This is a genomic window from Micromonospora sp. C28ISP2-4, assembly GCF_030519385.1.
In the GTDB taxonomy this organism is placed as follows: domain Bacteria; phylum Actinomycetota; class Actinomycetes; order Mycobacteriales; family Micromonosporaceae; genus Micromonospora; species Micromonospora tulbaghiae.
In genome coordinates this window covers 400,121-417,557 of record NZ_JAUMKG010000007.1, presented here as the reverse complement: position 1 = coordinate 417,557, position 17,437 = coordinate 400,121, and the positions used below count along the sequence as shown (strand labels likewise).

16 protein-coding genes are annotated in these 17,437 nt (G+C 72.0%); 5 read left to right on the top strand and 11 right to left on the bottom strand.

Going from position 1 to position 17,437, the window contains the following annotated elements:
• Positions 1 to 111 precede the first annotated feature (111 nt).
• The 8 genes from Q3W68_RS25405 to Q3W68_RS25370 are packed head-to-tail and all read right to left on the bottom strand — an operon-like array spanning position 112 to position 6,834.
• Positions 112 to 546, bottom strand: a complete 435-nt coding sequence (locus tag Q3W68_RS25405) for a metal-sulfur cluster assembly factor (RefSeq protein WP_302907836.1) — start codon at positions 544 to 546, stop codon at positions 112 to 114.
• Positions 543 to 1,016 carry a Fe-S cluster assembly sulfur transfer protein SufU gene (gene sufU, locus Q3W68_RS25400; protein ID WP_302907835.1) on the bottom strand — a complete coding sequence of 158 codons (474 nt, stop codon included), beginning with the start codon at positions 1,014 to 1,016 and terminating at the stop codon, positions 543 to 545. The genes Q3W68_RS25405 and sufU overlap by 4 nt, the downstream gene beginning before the upstream one ends.
• Positions 1,016 to 2,320 (bottom strand): cysteine desulfurase, encoded by a 1,305-nt coding sequence (locus Q3W68_RS25395; RefSeq protein ID WP_302907834.1) that lies wholly within the window; start codon positions 2,318 to 2,320, stop codon positions 1,016 to 1,018. The genes sufU and Q3W68_RS25395 overlap by 1 nt, the downstream gene beginning before the upstream one ends.
• Before the next feature lie 8 nt (positions 2,321 to 2,328).
• Positions 2,329 to 3,102, bottom strand: a complete 774-nt coding sequence (gene sufC / locus Q3W68_RS25390) for a Fe-S cluster assembly ATPase SufC (RefSeq protein WP_120568931.1) — start codon at positions 3,100 to 3,102, stop codon at positions 2,329 to 2,331.
• Positions 3,102 to 3,446 (bottom strand): non-heme iron oxygenase ferredoxin subunit, encoded by a 345-nt coding sequence (locus Q3W68_RS25385; RefSeq protein ID WP_120568930.1) that lies wholly within the window; start codon positions 3,444 to 3,446, stop codon positions 3,102 to 3,104. The genes sufC and Q3W68_RS25385 overlap by 1 nt, the downstream gene beginning before the upstream one ends.
• Positions 3,446 to 4,588 carry a Fe-S cluster assembly protein SufD gene (sufD, locus tag Q3W68_RS25380; protein WP_302907833.1) on the bottom strand — a complete coding sequence of 381 codons (1,143 nt, stop codon included), beginning with the start codon at positions 4,586 to 4,588 and terminating at the stop codon, positions 3,446 to 3,448. The genes Q3W68_RS25385 and sufD overlap by 1 nt, the downstream gene beginning before the upstream one ends.
• Positions 4,589 to 4,642: 54 nt before the next feature.
• Positions 4,643 to 6,073: a Fe-S cluster assembly protein SufB gene (sufB, locus tag Q3W68_RS25375; protein ID WP_013287447.1), complete on the bottom strand. Its 1,431-nt coding sequence runs from the start codon at positions 6,071 to 6,073 to the stop codon at positions 4,643 to 4,645.
• Positions 6,070 to 6,834, bottom strand: a complete 765-nt coding sequence (locus Q3W68_RS25370; RefSeq protein WP_302907832.1) for a metalloregulator ArsR/SmtB family transcription factor — start codon at positions 6,832 to 6,834, stop codon at positions 6,070 to 6,072. Before Q3W68_RS25370 ends, sufB begins: the two co-directional genes overlap by 4 nt.
• Positions 6,835 to 6,932: 98 nt before the next feature.
• On the opposite strand from Q3W68_RS25370, the gene Q3W68_RS25365 reads away from it, so the two are divergent.
• The gene (locus Q3W68_RS25365; protein WP_302907831.1) at positions 6,933 to 7,895 is read left to right on the top strand and encodes a heme A synthase; all 963 of its coding nucleotides are present in this window, start codon (positions 6,933 to 6,935) and stop codon (positions 7,893 to 7,895) included.
• Between the two features lie 72 nt (positions 7,896 to 7,967).
• Positions 7,968 to 9,635, top strand: coding sequence for a right-handed parallel beta-helix repeat-containing protein (locus Q3W68_RS25360; RefSeq protein ID WP_302907830.1), 1,668 nt, complete (start codon positions 7,968 to 7,970; stop codon positions 9,633 to 9,635).
• A gap of 45 nt (positions 9,636 to 9,680) precedes the next feature.
• On the opposite strand, the gene Q3W68_RS25355 is transcribed toward Q3W68_RS25360, so the two are convergent.
• From Q3W68_RS25355 to Q3W68_RS25345, 3 genes are all read right to left on the bottom strand, one after another.
• Positions 9,681 to 10,595, bottom strand: a complete 915-nt coding sequence (locus Q3W68_RS25355; protein WP_302907829.1) for a RimK family alpha-L-glutamate ligase — start codon at positions 10,593 to 10,595, stop codon at positions 9,681 to 9,683.
• Positions 10,596 to 10,605: 10 nt separating this feature from the next.
• Complete coding sequence (locus tag Q3W68_RS25350) at positions 10,606 to 10,938, bottom strand: hypothetical protein (protein ID WP_013287454.1); 333 nt, start codon at positions 10,936 to 10,938, stop codon at positions 10,606 to 10,608.
• Between the two features lie 219 nt (positions 10,939 to 11,157).
• On the bottom strand, positions 11,158 to 12,117 hold the full coding sequence (locus Q3W68_RS25345; RefSeq protein WP_302907828.1) for a heme o synthase: 960 nt from the start codon (positions 12,115 to 12,117) through the stop codon (positions 11,158 to 11,160).
• Between the two features lie 263 nt (positions 12,118 to 12,380).
• On the opposite strand from Q3W68_RS25345, the gene tkt reads away from it, so the two are divergent.
• The 3 genes from tkt (at position 12,381) to Q3W68_RS25330 (ending at position 17,411) form a co-directional block, all read left to right on the top strand.
• Entirely contained in the window at positions 12,381 to 14,519 is a 2,139-nt protein-coding gene (gene tkt, locus Q3W68_RS25340) for a transketolase (protein ID WP_302907827.1), read from the top strand.
• A 16-nt stretch (positions 14,520 to 14,535) separates the two neighbouring features.
• The gene (gene tal / locus Q3W68_RS25335; protein WP_302907826.1) at positions 14,536 to 15,714 is read left to right on the top strand and encodes a transaldolase; all 1,179 of its coding nucleotides are present in this window, start codon (positions 14,536 to 14,538) and stop codon (positions 15,712 to 15,714) included.
• A gap of 125 nt (positions 15,715 to 15,839) precedes the next feature.
• Entirely contained in the window at positions 15,840 to 17,411 is a 1,572-nt protein-coding gene (locus Q3W68_RS25330) for a glucose-6-phosphate isomerase (RefSeq protein WP_302907825.1), read from the top strand.
• Positions 17,412 to 17,437: the final 26 nt, after the last annotated feature.

The window sequence follows — 17,437 nt, the reverse complement described above, 5'->3', positions numbered from 1 at the left end:
GGTGGGCGGCGGGCCTGGCTGACGAGTGCGGTGCGGCGGGGGTGGGAAAGCGCTGCGGGCGCGGCACCCTCTGGTTGGGGTGCCGCGCCCGCAGCGGTGACCGGGGAACGGTCAGACGTTGAAGCCGAGCGAGCGAAGCTGGTCACGCCCCTCGTCGGTGATCTTGTCGGGGCCCCACGGCGGCAGCCAGACCCAGTTGATCCGGATGTCGTTGACCAGGCCGCCGCCGGGACCGGTGGTCAGCGCCTGCCGCGCCTGGTCCTCGATCACGTCGGTCAGCGGGCAGGCCGCCGAGGTCAGCGTCATGTCCAGGGTCGCGACGTTCTCGTCGTCGACGTGCACGCCGTACACCAGGCCCAGGTCGACCACGTTGATGCCCAGCTCAGGGTCGACGACGTCCTTCATCGCCTCCTCGATGTCACCGATCGCGGCCTTGCCGCCCGCCGGCGCCGCACCCGCGGCCGCACCGTCGGCGACAACTCCGTTGACGGCGGTGCCGTCCGTCGCCACCGCGCCGGCCTCGGGGGTCATGTTCTCGTCGCTCATGCCTTCACCTCCGGGCTCACGCCCACCCCGGCGCGTGCCGCGGCGTCCTTGAACGCCATCCACGACAACAGCGCGCACTTGACCCGGGCCGGGTAGCGCGCGACACCCGCGAACGCCACCCCGTCTCCGAGCACGTCCTCGTCCGGCGTGACCTGACCCCGCCCGGACATCAACTGCACGAACGCCTCGTGCACCGCAGCGGCGTCGCTCGCGGCCTTGCCGCGCAGCAGCTCGTGCAGGATGCTCGCCGACGCCTGGCTGATCGAGCAGCCCATCCCGTCGTACGAGATGTCGGTGAACACGCTGCCGTCCGTCGCCACCCGTACGGTGATCTCGTCGCCGCAGGTCGGGTTGACGTGGTGCGCCTCGCCGACCCGGGCGGCCGGGTCCGTCGCGTCCCGCAGGCCACGGCCGTGCGGGTGCTTGTAGTGGTCCAGGATGATCTCCTGGTAGAGGGATTCGAGCTGCATCACTGGAACACCTTCCGTGCCCGCTCCAGACCCGCCACCAGGGCGTCGATCTCCGCGGTGGTGGTGTAGAGGTAGAACGACGCCCGCGTCATGGCCGGCACCCCGAATCGGGTGCACACCGGCTTGGCGCAGTGGTGTCCCACCCGCACCTGCACGCCGAGCGAGTCGAGCACCTGCCCGACGTCGTGCGGGTGCACGTCACCGAGGGCGAACGAGATCGTCCCGCCCCGGCCCACCGGCACGCTCGGCCCGAAGATGCGCAGGTCCGGGACCGTGGCGAGGGCGTCCAGCGCGTACGCCGTCAGCTCCTTCTCGTGCCACTGGATGGCCGGCATGCCGATCGCGGTGAGGTAGTCCACGGCCGCGCCGAGCGCCACCGCCTCGGCGATCGGCGGGGTGCCCGCCTCGAACCGGGCCGGCGGCGCGGCGAACGTCGAGCCCGCCATCGTCACCGTCTCGATCATCGAGCCGCCGCCCATCACCGGGGGCATCGCGGCGAGCAGCTCGCCCCGGCCCCAGAGCACGCCGATGCCGGTCGGGCCGCACATCTTGTGCCCGGTGAAGACGATGAAGTCGGCGTCGTAGTCGACCACGTCCATCGGCAGGTGCGGCACCGACTGCGAGCAGTCGAGCAGCAGCAACGCGCCGACCTCACGCACCCGCGCGGTGATCCGCGAGGTGGCGTTGACGGTGCCGAGGATGTTCGACATGTGCACCAGCGAGACGATCTTCGTCCGCTCGGTGACCAGGTCGTCCAGGCCGGACTCGTCGAGCCGGCCCTGGTCGGTGACCGGGAACCAGCGCAGCGTCGCGCCGGTGCGCTCCGCCAGCAGCTGCCACGGGACGATGTTCGAGTGGTGCTCCATCTCGGAGATCACGATCTCGTCGCCCGGGCCCAGCCGGAACCGCGGGTCGCCGTCCGCGCGCAGCGAGGCGTTGGAGAACGCGTACGCCACGAGGTTGATCGCCTCGGTGGAGTTCTTGGTGAACACCACCTCGTCCACGCTCGGCGCGTTGATGAACGCGGCGATCTTCGCCCGCGCGCCCTCGTACGCCTCGGTCGCCTCGGTGCCCAGCGTGTGCACCGAGCGCGACACGTTGGCGTTGTGCATCGCGTAGTGCTCGGCGAGCACGTCGAGGACCTGCCGCGGCTTGTGCGAGGTGTTCGCGCTGTCCAGGTAGACGAGCGGGTGACCGTTGACCTCCCGGTCGAGGATCGGGAAGTCGGCCCGCACCTTCGCCACGTCGAAGCGCGGCACGTCGTCGTACTGCGGCATGCCCGCCGGGATGGCCATCGAGGTCATGTCGAGTCTCAGGCCCGCGCCGCGCCGGCCCCGGCGACGTACCGCTCGTAGCCCTCTTCCTCGAGCTTGTCGGCCAGCTCCCGGCCGCCCTGCTCGACGATCCGGCCGGCCACGAAGACGTGCACGTAGTCGGGCTTGATGTAGCGCAGGATGCGGGTGTAGTGGGTGATCAGCAGCAGGCCGGTGTCGCCGGTGTCGCGCACCCGGTTCACGCCCTCGCTGACCACGCGCAGCGCGTCCACGTCCAGGCCGGAGTCGGTCTCGTCGAGGATGGCCATCTTCGGCTTGAGCAGCTCCAGCTGCACGATCTCGTGCCGCTTCTTCTCACCGCCGGAGAAACCCTCGTTGACGTTGCGCTGGGCGAACGCCGGGTCCATCTGGAGCTTCTCCATGGCGCCGCGCAGCTCACCGGCCCAGGTGCGCAGCTTCGGCGCCTCGCCGTCGATGGCGGTCTTGGCGGTACGCAGGAAGTTGGCCACCGACACGCCGGGGACCTCGACCGGGTACTGCATGGCCAGGAAGAGGCCGGCGCGGGCGCGCTCGTCGACGGACATGGACAGCACGTCCTCGCCGTCGAGGGTCACCTCGCCGCCGGTGATCTCGTACTTCGGGTGACCGGCGATCGAGTACGCCAGCGTGGACTTGCCGGAGCCGTTCGGGCCCATGATGGCGTGCGTCTCGCCGGAGCGCACGGTCAGGTCGACCCCGTGCAGGATCGGCTTGAGCTCACCCTCGGGCAGCTTGACCGACACCTTCAGGTCGCGGATCTCCAGGGTGCTCATCAGCGGGTCACTCCATTGCTCGGCAGCGGACGGCCGTCGCCGTCCACGGAAAGGTAGATGTCACCGTCGCGGACCTCGACGGCATAGACGGGTACGGGTTCGGTCGCGGGCAGCCCGGTGGGCTCACCGGTACGCAGGTCGAAACGGGATCCGTGCAGCCAGCATTCCAGCGTGCAGCCCTCGACCTCGCCCTCGGACAGCGCCACGGCGGCGTGCGAGCACTCGTCGTGCACGGCGTAGAACACGTCGTCCTCGCCGTGCACGATCGCGACCTGCACGCCGTCGACGTCGGCGCTGATCGCGGTGCCCTTCGGCACGTCCTCGGTGGAGCAGATCTTGAGCATCAGGCGCCGGCCTTCGCCAGCCGGGCCTCGATGGCGTCGCCCAGGCGCTCGCGCAGGTCCTCGACCGGGATCTTGTTGATCAGCTCGGCGAAGAAGCCGCGTACCACCAGGCGCCGCGCCTCGGCCTCCGGGATGCCCCGGGCCATCAGGTAGAACAGCTGCTCGTCGTCGAACCGGCCGGTCGCGCTGGCGTGCCCGGCGCCGGCGATCTCGCCGGTCTCGATCTCCAGGTTGGGTACGGAGTCGGCCCGCGCGCCGTCGGTGAGCAGCAGGTTCCGGTTGATCTCGTACGTGTCGGTGCCGGTGGCCTCGGCGCGGATCAGCACGTCGCCGACCCAGACCGTGTGCGCGTCGTCGCCCTGCAGCGCGCCCCGGTAGCCGACGTTGCTGCGGCAGTCCGGCACGGTGTGGTCGACCAGCTGCCGGTGCTCCAGGTGCTGGCCCGAGTCGGCGAAGTAGACGCCGTACAGCTCGGCCTCGCCGCCGCGCTGGGTGTACTCCACCGACGTGTACTGCCGGACCAGGTCGCCGCCGAGGCTGACCTGCACGTGCACGATCCGGGCGTCGCGGCCCAGCCGCACCTTGAGGTGCTGCGCCTGCACCGCGTCGTCGGCCCAGTCGGCGACGGTGACCAGGGTCAGCTTCGCCCCGTCGCCCACAGTCACCTCGACGTTGTCGCCCAGCGTGGCCGAGCCGACGTGCTCGATCACCACGGTGGCCTCGGCGAACCGGTCCACCTCGACGAACGTGTGACCGAAGGCGAGCGCCTCGGCGTTCTCGCCGACCACCCGCAGGCGTACCGGCTGCTCCACCACCGCGTCGCGGTCGACGCGCACCAGCAGCGCGCCGTCGGCCCCGCCGTACGCGAGCGCGCTGACCCGGTCGAACGGGGTGAGCACGCTGCCCACCCGGGGGTCGTCGCGGCCGATCCGATCGACGGTGACGCCCTCGGGCAGGTCACCGTACTCGTGCCGGACCGTGCCGGTAGCGCCCTGCGCCGACCCGGTCAGGCCGCGCAGGCGCTTGAGCGGGGTGAAGCGCCACTCCTCCTCCAGGCCCGTCAGGGCCGGGAAGTCGGCGACGTCGTACGAGCGGAGCGCCTGCGACTTGGTCGTGGGCGGCGCGGAAGCCTGGGTAGTCATCTCTTCCTTGGTGTTCTGCGACGAGGTGTCAGGTGAGGCGGAGGGCGGCCGGCGTCAGCCGACGGCGCCTTCCATCTGCAGCTCGATCAGGCGGTTGAGCTCCAGCGCGTACTCCATCGGGAGCTCCTTGGCGATCGGCTCGATGAAGCCGCGCACGATCATCGCCATCGCCTCGTCCTCGCTCAGGCCCCGGCTCATCAGGTAGAAGAGCTGGTCCTCGCTGACCTTGGAGACGGTCGCCTCGTGCCCCATCGACACGTCGTCCTCGCGGATGTCGACGTACGGGTAGGTGTCGGAGCGGGAGATGGTGTCGACCAGGAGCGCGTCGCACTTGACGGTGCTCTTGCTGCTGGTCGAGCCCTCCAGAACCTGCACCAGACCCCGGTACGAGGTGCGGCCGCCGCCCCGGGCGATCGACTTCGACACGATGGTCGAGGAGGTGTGCGGCGCGGCGTGCACCATCTTGGCGCCGGCGTCCTGGTGCTGGCCCTCGCCGGCCATGGCCACCGAGAGCACCTCGCCCTTGGCGTGCTCGCCGGTCATGTAGACCGCCGGGTACTTCATGGTGACCTTGGAGCCGATGTTGCCGTCGACCCACTCCATGGTCGCGCCCTCGTGGCACACGGCGCGCTTGGTGACCAGGTTGTAGACGTTGTTCGACCAGTTCTGGATGGTCGTGTAGCGGCACCGGGCGTTCTTCTTGACGATGATCTCCACGACGGCGCTGTGCAGCGAGTCGGAGGAGTAGATGGGCGCGGTGCAGCCCTCGACGTAGTGCACGTACGCGCCCTCGTCGACGATGATCAGCGTCCGCTCGAACTGGCCCATGTTCTCCGTGTTGATCCGGAAGTAGGCCTGCAGCGGGATGTCCACGTGCACGCCCTTCGGCACGTAGATGAACGAGCCACCGGACCAGACGGAGGTGTTCAGCGCGGCGAACTTGTTGTCACCGACCGGAATGACGGTGCCGAAGTACTCCTTGAACAGGTCCTCGTGCTCCTTGAGCGCGGTGTCGGTGTCCAGGAAGACGACGCCCTGCTCCTCCAGGTCCTCACGGATCTGGTGGTAGACGACCTCGGACTCGTACTGCGCCGCGACACCGGCGACCAGGCGCTGCTTCTCCGCCTCCGGGATGCCGAGCTTGTCGTAGGTGTTCTTGATGTCCTCGGGCAGGTCCTCCCAGGAGGTGGCCTGCTTCTCGGTGGACCGGACGAAGTACTTGATGTTGTCGAAGTCGATCCCGGTGAGGTCGGCGCCCCAGTTCGGCATCGGCTTGCGGCCGAACAGGCGCAGGCCCTTGAGCCGCAGGTCGAGCATCCAGGCCGGCTCGTTCTTCTTGGCCGAGATGTCGCGCACCACCGCCTCGCTGAGGCCGCGCTGGGCGGACGCCCCGGCGACGTCGGGGTCGGCCCAGCCGTACTCGTAACGACCGAGGGCCGCGAGCTGCTCCTCCTGGGTCAGGGGCTGGACGATCTGCTCGGTCATCTATCTGTCCTCACAGTGGTGACGGTGGAACCGGACTGGGCGGGAATGTGCGTGGTGCACACGCCGTCGCCGTGCGCGATGGTGGCCAGGCGCTGTACGTGAGTGCCGACCAGACGGGAGATCACTTCGGTCTCGGCCTCGCACAGCTGAGGGAACTCGGCGGCCACGTGCGCCACCGGGCAGTGGTGCTGGCAGAGCTGGCCGCCGGAGGCGATCGTGGACGCGTTGGCAGCGTAACCCTCGGCGGTGAGCGCGCCGGCGAGTGCCTCCGCCCGCGCGAGCGGGGCGTCACCGGCGTCCTCCATGGCCGCCCGGCAGCGGGTCTCCAGCGCGGAGACCTGCTCGGCCGCGAACGCCGCGACCGCCTCGGTGCCGCCGGTGCGGGCGATCCACCGCAGCGCGGCGGTGGCCATGTTGTCGTAGTGGTGGGTGCCGCAGCGACCGCGGCCCGCCTCGGTGAGCGCGAAGACCTTCGCCGGCCGGCCGCGCCCGCGGCTGCCGCGTACGGTCTGGTCGCGGGCGACCACGTCACCGTCGGCGAGCATCGCGTCGAGGTGGCGGCGGATCGCCGCCGGGCTCAGGCCGAGCGCCGAGCCGAGCTGCGCGGCGGTGGTGGGACCGCGCTCCAGCAGCAGCTGGGTGACCCGGTCGCGGGTCGACAGGTCGGCCGGAGCGGCCTCCCGTACGCTGCGACGTGCGCGCGAACCACCGGCGACCGGACCGGTCACCGGCGTCCGGGAGAGCGCCGCCGCGTTTTTCACAACGGCAACGTTACGTAATTCGCCGAGGGCCTGCAAACCCGGGGTCCGGTGATTCCGACCACCGGGGTGCCGGAGTCACCCGATCGGGATCAACTACGGTGCGTAGGATTCGCTTCGTGAAGCGATCCGTCCGGTTTCCGGTCTCCGCCACGCTGCTGCGCCGCCTCGCGCTCGCCTCGATCATCGCGAACGTCGCGATCGTGGTCACCGGCGGGGCCGTCCGGCTCACCGCCTCCGGCCTCGGCTGCCCCACCTGGCCGCGGTGCACCGACGACTCGTACACCACAACCGCCGAGATGGGCGTGCACGGGGTGATCGAGTTCGGCAACCGGCTGCTCACCTTCGCGGTGGGCATCATCGCGCTCGCCGTGGTGCTGGCCGTGCTGGCCCACCGTCCCCGCCGCCGCGGGACGCTGCCGCTGGCCGTGGGCGTGCTGTTCGGCATCCCCGCCCAGGCGGTCCTCGGTGGCATCACGGTGCTCACCGACCTCAACCCGTGGGTGGTGGGGCTGCACTTCCTCGCCTCGATGGTGGTGATCGCCGCCGCGTACGCACTCTGGCGGCGCGTCAAGGAGCCGGACGGGCCGGTGACGCCGACCGTGCCGGGGCCGCTGCGTACCCTCGCCTGGATCACCACGGCGGTCAGCGCCTCGGTGCTGGTGGTCGGCACGTGGGTGACCGGCAGCGGACCGCACGCCGGCGACCAGGGCGCGGCCCGCAACGGCCTGGACCCGGCGGCGATCTCGCAGGTGCACGCCGACGGCGTCTTCCTGCTCATCGGCCTGTCGGTGGCGCTGTACTTCGCGTTCCGGGCGGTCGGCGCGGCGCGGGCGGCGCGGGCCGCCGCGGTGCTGATCGCGGTCGAGCTGGGCCAGGGCGTGATCGGCTTCGTCCAGTACTTCACCCACCTGCCCGTCGTGCTGGTCGGCGCGCACATGCTCGGCTCGTGCCTGGTGCTGCTGGCCACGCTGGGCGTGCTCTGGGCGACCCGGGAGCGGCTGCCGGCCGCCCCGGCGGCACCGGCCGCGCCCACCGCGCAACGGGTGGGCGCCGCCGCCTGAGCGGGGCGTTACCGCGCGGCGGGAGCGGGAATGCGGCACGGGCCACCTGCCGTCCGCCGAGGGGAGCTCCCCGTGTCGCGCAAGAGCCTCTCCACCACCACCCCGCAACGGCTGACCCCGGTCGCCGGCGCGCCGCTGTGGTGCGACGCCCGCGAGTACGGCCTCACCGGCGACGGGGTCACGAACGACCAGCCCGCCCTGGCGGCGCTGGTGGACCGCCTCGGGGCCGGGTACGACGCCGACGGCCGGGCCCGGGTGATCTACTGCCCGCCCGGCCTGTACTCGATCCGCGACGCCGGCACGGTCTGGCGCAGCGGCGTCTCACTGCTCGGCGCCGGCCCGGCGGCCACCCGCTTCCTGCTCAGCAACGAGGGCAACCGCAGCGCCCCGGTCCCGCTCGCCTTCTGGACCACCGTGCAGCACGGCGCGGACCGGGACCGGCACATCACCGACTGCACGTTCGCGGACTTCGAGATCGACGGCTCCGGCGTCGCCCAGACCGCCTACGACTACCTCGCCAAGGGGCTGGGCCTGCAGTACGTGGTGCGCGGCGTGTTCCGCAACCTCTACATCCACCACACCGGGGCCACCGGCCTGGGCTGCGACTTCCTCCAGGACAGCCTGATCGACGGGGTGGTCGCGGTGGGGTGCGGCCGGCTGGACAACGAGGACCAGATGGGCGGCGCCGGGATCGGCATCGGCATCGGCGGCTGGGGCGACGTGGAGCGCCTCACCATCACCAACTGCACCACCATCGGCAACGGCACCAACGGCATCTTCCTGGAGTTGCAGAAGGACTACTGGACCCCGCCGCGCGGCTTCCGGATCATCGGCTGCCACAGCCAGGCCAACCGGTTCGGCATCTCCGACTGGGGCGCGGACGGGCTGATCGTCTCCGGCTGCACCATGACCAACAACCTGGAGGCCGGCTTCGACGTGTCCGGGAACGGCACCGCCGGCGTGGCCGGACGCGGCGGCCTGGTCACCGGCTGCGTGATCGACGCCAACGTCGGCGACGGGATCAGCATGGGCAACACCCCCGGCCCGTACACGGTGCAGGGCAACCGGATCAGCCGCAACGGCGGTTTCGGCTACCACGAGCACGACCTGGGCCACGGCTACCGGGGCGCGGCGGCCGACGTGGTGATCCAGGACAACGACATCCGGGACAACGCGCTGGACGGCATCCGGATCGACCGGCCGATGGTGGACACGTCGATCGTCGGGAATCGGATCCGGGACAACGGCCGCCGCTCCGCACCGGCCTGCTCCGGCTCCGGGGACGCGGTGCGCTACGGCCCGCGCGAGGTCACCGACGGCAACGCCGACTGGCCGGCCGGCGGGCACCGGGGCAAGGTGGTCCGGGTCGGCTCCCGCGACGCGGTGGTGTCCGACAACAGCGCCGACCGGCTCTCCCTGGCCGAGGTACGCCCGGACGGCTCCACCGGCTGGAGCGCCGCCACGCCGGGGCCCGGCGCGTCGTACGAGCTGCCCGACTCACCGCCCGCCTGCGGCGGCGTCACGATCGCCGCGCCGTTCGACTCGGCCACCGTGCGCGGCAACCGGATCTGGCACCGGGACGCCGACACCCAGGCGTACGGCATCTGGGTCACCGAGACGGGCAGTTGCGTCTCCTGCGCGTTCGAGGACAACGACCTGGCCGGCACCGAGGCCGCGCTGCGGCTGGACACGCCGCCGATCGGTGGCCGCTGGGCGCGCAACCACAGCGACCGCGACTGAGCGCCGGTGCCGGTGCGGGCCGCCGCGGTCGCCCGGCCGGTGGCCTCAGCGGCGGGCCAGGTGGGTGAGCACCGCGTCGGCGAGCCGGTCCGGCGCGCCGTCGGCGTACCCGACGAACAGGCTCGGCTCGGTCAGCTCCAGCTCGACCAGCACGGGTTCGCCGTCCGGGCCGGGGATCAGGTCGACGCGGGCGTAGAGCAGCCGGTCCGGGCCGCCGGGCACCACCGCGAGCACCTTCTCGGCCACTGAGCGCTGCGCCGCCGTGGCGGCACGGGCGTCGATCCGCTCCTCCTTGTAGAGCGCGGCCTCGCCCAGGTCCGGCCCGGTCAGCATCGGGCCCTTGCGGATCGCGTGGCTGAACGCCAGGCCGCCGGGGCCGGCCAGGAACAGCAGCGCGGTCTCCCCGGCGGTGTCCACCGCGCCGAGGTACGGCTGGACCATGGTGACCCGCCCGGCGTCGGAGAGCCGCCGTACGTGGGCCACCGCAAGCTCACGGTGCTCCCTGTCGGTCAGGTCGTAGCGGCCGGTGTCCTGGCTGCCCGCGCTGATAGCCGGCTTGATCACGTGCTCGCCGCCGGCCGGTGGCGTCCACGCCTGCCCCGGCTCGACCCATTCCGTCGGGACGGTGGGCACGCCGGCGGCGGCCAGCTCGGACAGGTAGCGCTTGTCGGTGTTCCAGGCGACCACGTCGGCCGGGTTGACCAGGGCCGGCACGGTACGCGCCCAGGCGACGAACTCGTCCCGCCGCCGTGCGTAGTCCCACGGGGAGCGGAGCACGGCCAGGTCGTACCCGGACCAGTCGACGGCCGGGTCGTCCCAGACCGCGATCTCGGTGGTGACGCCACGGGCCGAGAGCGGGCCGAGAGCGAGCCGGTCGTCCGGGTCGAGGTCGGGCAGTTCGGCACAGGTGACGAAAGCGACCCGGGGTCTCCCCCGGGTCGACTGGTGGTGGTTGGTCATTCGGTATATGTCAACGGGCCATCGTGCGCCGGGCCATCGACCGCCACAGGTCGTTGCTCGGACGCATCTGGTCCATCAGTTCACGCTCCCAGGCGTTCTCGACGTCGACCCCGGCCTTCGCGCAGGCCTGCCGCGCGACGTCCGTGCCGTCGGCGAACTGGTCCGCCCATACCCCGTCGGAACCCACGAGGACGATCCGTGCGCCGCGCTTGCCGACGTACTCGATGACCGCCTTCGCGCCGCCGTGTCCGGCGGCGAACGACTTGATGCCCGCGACCAGGCCGTTGGGGGCCTGCTCGGCGGTCTTGTCAGCCGTCAGCGTCGTATCGGAACCATCTGCCATGACGCGAAGCCTAAGCAGAGTTCCACCCGGATGTGCGAGAACCATGAACTGAATGTGATGCCAATTACCCATCGGTTTAAGAAGAACCACAGGTAATTCGCCCGTACATGTCGCTTATATCTGGGCGAAGCGGGCGGGCGAGATCGTCACAATCTGTCCGGGTTGGACCCCCCCGGGAAAGCCCGAAAAAAATTTCTGATGAACCGCCGGACGGGCGGGTCAGATGAGCGCGTCGAGCGCGACGGCCGCAAAGAGGATCGTGAGGTACGTGGTGGACCAGTGGAACAGCCGCATCGGCTTGACCGCCTCGCCGCGCGTCGCGCGCCGGCACAGCTTGTGCGCCTCGACGAGGAAGATCCCGCCGACCACGAGCGCCGTCACCCCGTAGATCGGGCTCATCCCGAGCGGCCAGACCGCCAGCGAGGAGAGCACAGTCAGCCAGGAGAAGCCGATGATCTCGGCGTTGACCCGCCGGACCGAGGCCACCACCGGCAGCATCGGCACACCGGCGCGGGCGTAGTCGGCCTTGTACTTGATGGCCAGCGCGTAGAAGTGCGGCATCTGCCAGAAGAAGACCACAGCGAACAGGCCCCACGCGGCCGGCGCCAGCGTGCCGGTGACGGCGGCCCAGCCGATCAGCACCGGCGCCGCCCCGCAGATGCCGCCCCAGAACGTGTTGGCGGCCGTGGTCCGTTTCAGCCACAGCGTGTAGACCAGGTCGTAGTAGGCGATCGCGGCGAGCGTCAGCACCGTCGCCAGCCAGTTCGTCGCCACCGCCATCAGCGCCACCGACACGGCCGCCAGCACCAGGCCGAAGACCAGCGCGTTGCGCGGCGACACGGTGTGCGCGGGCAGCGGGCGACGCTTGGTCCGCCGCATGAGCTGGTCGATGTCGCGGTCGATGTAGCAGTTGATGACGCTCGCCGCGCCGGCCGCGAGCGACCCGCCGACCAGCACCACGGCGACCAGCCACAGCGACGGCATCCCGCCGTGGGCCAGCATCATCGCCGGCACTGTGGTGACCAGGAGAAGCTCGACGATCCGCGGCTTGGTCAGCGTCACGTACGCCGCCACCACGGCGCGTACGTCCCGCCGGCCGCTCGCCGGCGCCTCCGCCACCGCGCCCACCGGCGACTGCCCGGCAGGGTTGCTGACGGGGCGCTCGGTGATCATGCTCACGGATTGCCACCTTCCGGCATCGGCGGGGGAGGTCGTTCGGCCCGGACCGCTGCGGGTCCACACACCGCCCCACACACTACGCGGCGTCGTTTTCGCTGCCCCGTGGACCCGGCAACGGTGCGAGCCGTCACACCGAGGGTTGAACGACCGGACGCCGGCGATCCGTACAGAACAGCATGCTGAGATCCCCGGGCGGACGTTTAGCACCGCTCGATAGGGTCATCAGTGAGGGTTCCGCCCATCTGCCGAGGAGCACAACCATCGTGGCTGCCAACCGACCCGAGCTTCCCGCTCTCAACTGGTCCGACCTCGACCGCAGGGCCGTCGACACGGTCCGCGTGCTGGCCATGGACGCCGTGGAGAAATCCGGCAACGGCCACCCGGGGACGGCGATGAGCCTCGCCCCGGTGGCGTACCTGCTCTTCAACCGGGTCATGCGGCACAACCCGGCCGACCCGAACTGGGCCGGACGCGACCGGTTCGTGCTCTCCGCCGGGCACTCCAGCCTGACGCTCTACATCCAGCTCTTCCTCTCCGGCTACCCGCTCGCGCTGGACGACCTCAAGGCGCTGCGCCAGTGGGGCTCGCTCACGCCGGGCCACCCGGAGCACGGCCACACCCCGGGCGTCGAGACCACCACCGGGCCGCTCGGCCAGGGCCTCGGCAACGCGGTCGGCATGGCGATGGCCGCCCGCCGCGAGCGCGGCCTGTTCGACCCCGAGCCGGACCGCGCCGACTCGCCGTTCCGGCACGACATCTGGTGCATCGCCTCCGACGGTGACATCGAGGAGGGCATCACCCACGAGGCCAGCGCGCTCGCCGGTCACCAGCAGCTCGGCAACCTCTGCGTGATCTACGACGACAACGAGATCTCGATCGAGGACGACACCCGCATCGCCAAGAGCGAGGACGTGGCGGCCCGCTACGAGGCGTACGGCTGGCACGTGCAGACCGTCGACTGGCGCAGCGGCGACGCCGACCAGGGCGACTACCACGAGGACGTGGAGGCGCTGTACCAGGCGCTGCTGGCCGCCAAGGCGGAGACCGGCCGGCCGTCGTTCATCGCGCTGCGCACGATCATCGGCTGGCCCGCGCCGAACAAGAAGAACACCGGCAAGATCCACGGATCGGCGCTCGGCGCGGACGAGGTCAAGGCCACCAAGGAGATCCTCGGCTTCGACCCGCAGCGCACCTTCCAGGTCGACGAGGAGGTGCTCAAGCACGCCCGCCAGGTGCTGGAACGCGGCGCGCAGGCGCAGGCGGAGTGGACCACCGGATTCGACGCGTGGGCACAGGCCAACCCGGAGCGCAAGGCGCTGTGGGACCGGATGGCCACCCGTACGCTGCCGACCGGCTGGACCGACGCGCTGCCGACCTTCGGCGCGGACGCCAAGGGCGTCGCCACCCGGGCCGCCTCCGGCAAGATCCTGGAGGCCCTGGCGCCGGTGCTGCCCGAGCTGTGGGGCGGCTCGGCCGACCTGGCCGAGAGCAACAACACCACCATGAAGGGCGAGCCGTCGTTCGTCCCGGCCGCGCACGCCACCAAGGACTTCCCCGGTGACGAGTACGGCCGCACGCTGCACTTCGGCATCCGCGAGCACGCCATGGGCTCGATCCTCAACGGCATCGCCCTGCACGGCGGCACCCGCCCCTACGGCGGCACCTTCCTGGTCTTCAGCGACTACATGCGCCCGGCGGTGCGGCTGGCCGCGCTGATGAAGCTGCCGGTGACGTACGTCTGGACGCACGACTCGATCGGCCTCGGCGAGGACGGCCCGACGCACCAGCCGATCGAGCACCTGACCGCGCTGCGGGCCATCCCCGGCCTGGACGTGGTCCGCCCGGCCGACGCCAACGAGACGGTCTGGGCGTGGCGGCAGGCGCTGGAGCACACCGACCGGCCGACCGCGCTGGCGCTCAGCCGCCAGGCGCTGCCGACGTTCGACCGCACCGACCTGGGCGGCGCCGAGGGCGTCGCCAAGGGCGGGTACGTGCTGGCCGAGGCGTCGAACGGCAAGCCGCAGGTGATCATCGTCGGCACCGGCTCCGAGGTGCAGCTCTGCCTCACCGCGCGGGAGCGGCTGGAGGCCGACGGCACCCCCACCCGGGTCGTCTCCATGCCCTGCCAGGAGTGGTTCTTCGCCCAGGACGAGGCGTACCGGGAGTCGGTGCTGCCTCGCGGGGTAAAGGCACGGGTGAGCGTGGAGGCGGGCATCGCGATGTCGTGGCGCGCGATCGTCGGCGACAGCGGCGAGTGCGTGAGCATCGAGCACTACGGCGCCAGCGCGCCGCACACCGTGCTCTTCGAGCAGTTCGGGTTCACCCCCGACCGGATCGTGGCCGCCGCGCACGCGGCGCTGACCCGGGTGGGCGACATCACCGGTTTCACGACCGGCAACTGAGGGGAGCGTGGACGGCATGACGGACAGGCTGAGTGAACTCCAGGGCGCCGGTGTGGCGATCTGGCTCGACGATCTTTCCCGGGTACGGCTGAGCTCCGGCGGGCTGGACAAGCTGCGCCGGGAGAGCCACGTCGCCGGGGTGACCACCAACCCGACGATCTTCGCGAAGGCGCTGAGCGACGCCGACGAGTACGACTGGCAGCTTCGTGACCTCGCCGTGCGTGATGTGGACGTCGAGGAGGCGGTCCGCATGCTCACCACGTACGACGTGCGGTGGGCCTGCGACGTGATGCGCCCCTCGTACGAGACCAGCGGCGGCGTCGACGGGCGGGTCTCGATCGAGGTGGACCCGCGCTCGGCGCACGACGCGGCGAAGACGGTCGCCGAGGCCAAGGCGCTGTGGTGGCTGGTCGACCGGCCGAACCTGTTCATCAAGATCCCGGCCACCGAGGAGGGCCTGCCCGCGATCACCGCGACGCTTGCCGAGGGGATCAGCGTCAACGTCACGCTGATCTTCGGCCTGGACCGCTACTCGCAGGTGATGGACGCCTTCCTGGCCGGCCTGGAGCAGGCGCAGGCCAACGGGCACGACCTGTCGAAGATCGGCTCGGTCGCCTCGTTCTTCGTCTCCCGGGTCGACAGCGAGGTGGACAAGCGGCTGGAGAAGATCGGCTCGGACCAGGCCAAGGCGCTGCGCGGCAAGGCCGCTGTGGCGAACGCCCGGCTGGCGTACGAGCGCTACGGCGAGGTCTTCTCCTCGGCGCGCTGGCAGAAGCTGGCCGACGCGGGCGCCCACCCGCAGCGCCCGCTGTGGGCCTCCACGTCGACGAAGAACCCGGACTACCGGGATGTCATCTACGTCGAGGAGCTGATCGCGCCCGGCACCGTCAACACCATGCCGGAGCCGGTCATCCACGCCTACGCCGAGCACGGCGAGACGAAGCCGGACACCGTCACAGTCGCGTACGACGACGCCCGCCAGGTCTTCGCCGACCTCCAGTCGGTGGGCGTGGACCTGTCCGACGTGATCGCCACGCTGGAGCGCGAGGGCGTGGAGAAGTTCGAGGCGAGCTGGGTGGAGCTGCTGGAGGGGGTCAAGAAGTCCCTCGCCGAGGCGGCCAAGGGCTCGGGCAGCCCGCACCGGGCCGCCGAGGGCAACGCGCAGGCGGCGCAGCAGGCCGGCGGCAACGCGTGACCGACGGCGTCCGACGCGTCCCGGGGCCCGGCCCCGGGACGCGTCGCGCCGTACCGTGGAACGGGTGAGGTGGTTGCCTTGAGCGAGCCGAGGTGGCGCCGTGAGCGCGAGGAGCAGGTGGCGCCGTGAGTGACCTGCTGGCCGGGCGGGCGGACATGGCCGCCGGTCTGGCTGTGCGCGGCGCGGACGCGGTCGGCGCGGCCGCACGCGCCACGCTCGTCTCCCACGACGTCCCGGCCCGGCTCGCCGCCGCCGACCCGGCCCTCTGGGGGCCCGCCGCCGAGCCGGCGGCCCTCGCCCGGCTGGGCTGGCTGCACGCCCACCGGCACAGCCGTGACCTGCTCCCCCAGCTCGCCGAACTGGCCGCCGAGCTGGACGACCTGGACCACGTGGTGCTGGCCGGCGACCGCGGCGACACGCTCGCCGCCGAGGTGGTCGCCGAGTGCCTGGGCCGGCCGGTGACGGTGCTCGACACCGCCGATCCGGGGCCGGTTCGGGCCGCGCTCGGCGGCGACCGCCCGGCGCGTACCCTCCTGGTGCTCGCCGCCCGGCGCGGCCTCGACCGGACCACCGACGCCCACCTGCGGGCCTACCGGCAGGCGTGGGCGGACGAGGGCCCGGACGCCGCCCGGCACGTCGTGGTGGTCACCGAACCCGGCTCGGAACTCGCGGCGCGCGCCGACGAGCTGGGCGCGGTGGTGATCCCGGCCGAGCCCGGCGCGTCCGGGCCGTGGGCCGCGCTCACCGCGTTCGGCCTGGTCCCGGCGGCACTGGCCGGCGCGCCGGTGGCGGAGGTGCTGGACGAGGCCGAGGCGCTCACCGGCGCGCTCGACCGGGACCGGGACAACCCGGCCCTGGCGCTCGGCGCGGCCCTGGGCGCGGCGCCCGGCGAGGGCCGGGACACGATCGCGCTGGTCCCCGACGGCACCGGCCTCGACGGCCTGGGCCGCTGGGCCGGCGCGCTGCTCGCCGACGCCACCGCTGGACGGCTGCTGCCGGTGGTGGCGGAGTCCCCCGACTCCCCCGGCGCCACCGGGCCGGGCGTGCTGACTGTCGGTCTCGGCGGCGCCCTCGGCGCCGGTGTCGGACCGGGCGTGGCCGCCGACGTCGCGGTCAACGGCCCGCTCGGCGCACACCTGCTCACCTGGGCCTACGCCGCCGCGACCGCCGCGGTGACGCTGCGGACCGACCCGTTCGCGGCGCCCGCCGCCGCGCCGGTCGACGACGAGCCGGAGAGCGGGCCGCCGTCGTCGGTCGAGGGCGCGATCGAGGTGTACGCCCCGAGCGACGCCCCGGCCGACCTGACCGGCGCGCTGCGCCGGCTGCTCGACGGGCTGGGCGAACGGGAGCACCTCGTGGTGACCGCGTACCTCGACCGGCACGCCGACGCGGCGGTCGCCGGGCTGCGCCAGCTGCTGGCGCGGGCCGCCGGACGGCCGGTCACCTTCGGCTGGGGACCGCACCGGCCGCAACACACCGACCCGCACGGCCGGCACCTCCAGATCACCGGTGCGGTCACCGATGATCTGGCGGTGCCCGGCCGTCCGTACACCTTCGCGCAGCTCCAGGCGGCCCAGGCCGCCGGCGACCGGCGGGCCCTGGCCCGCCGGGAGCGACCGGTGCTGCGACTGCACCTGACCGAGCGGGCGGCGGGTGTCGCCCAGCTCCTGGACACGGCCGGACGGACACGCACGTGACGATCAACGACCTGGAATCAGCGGAC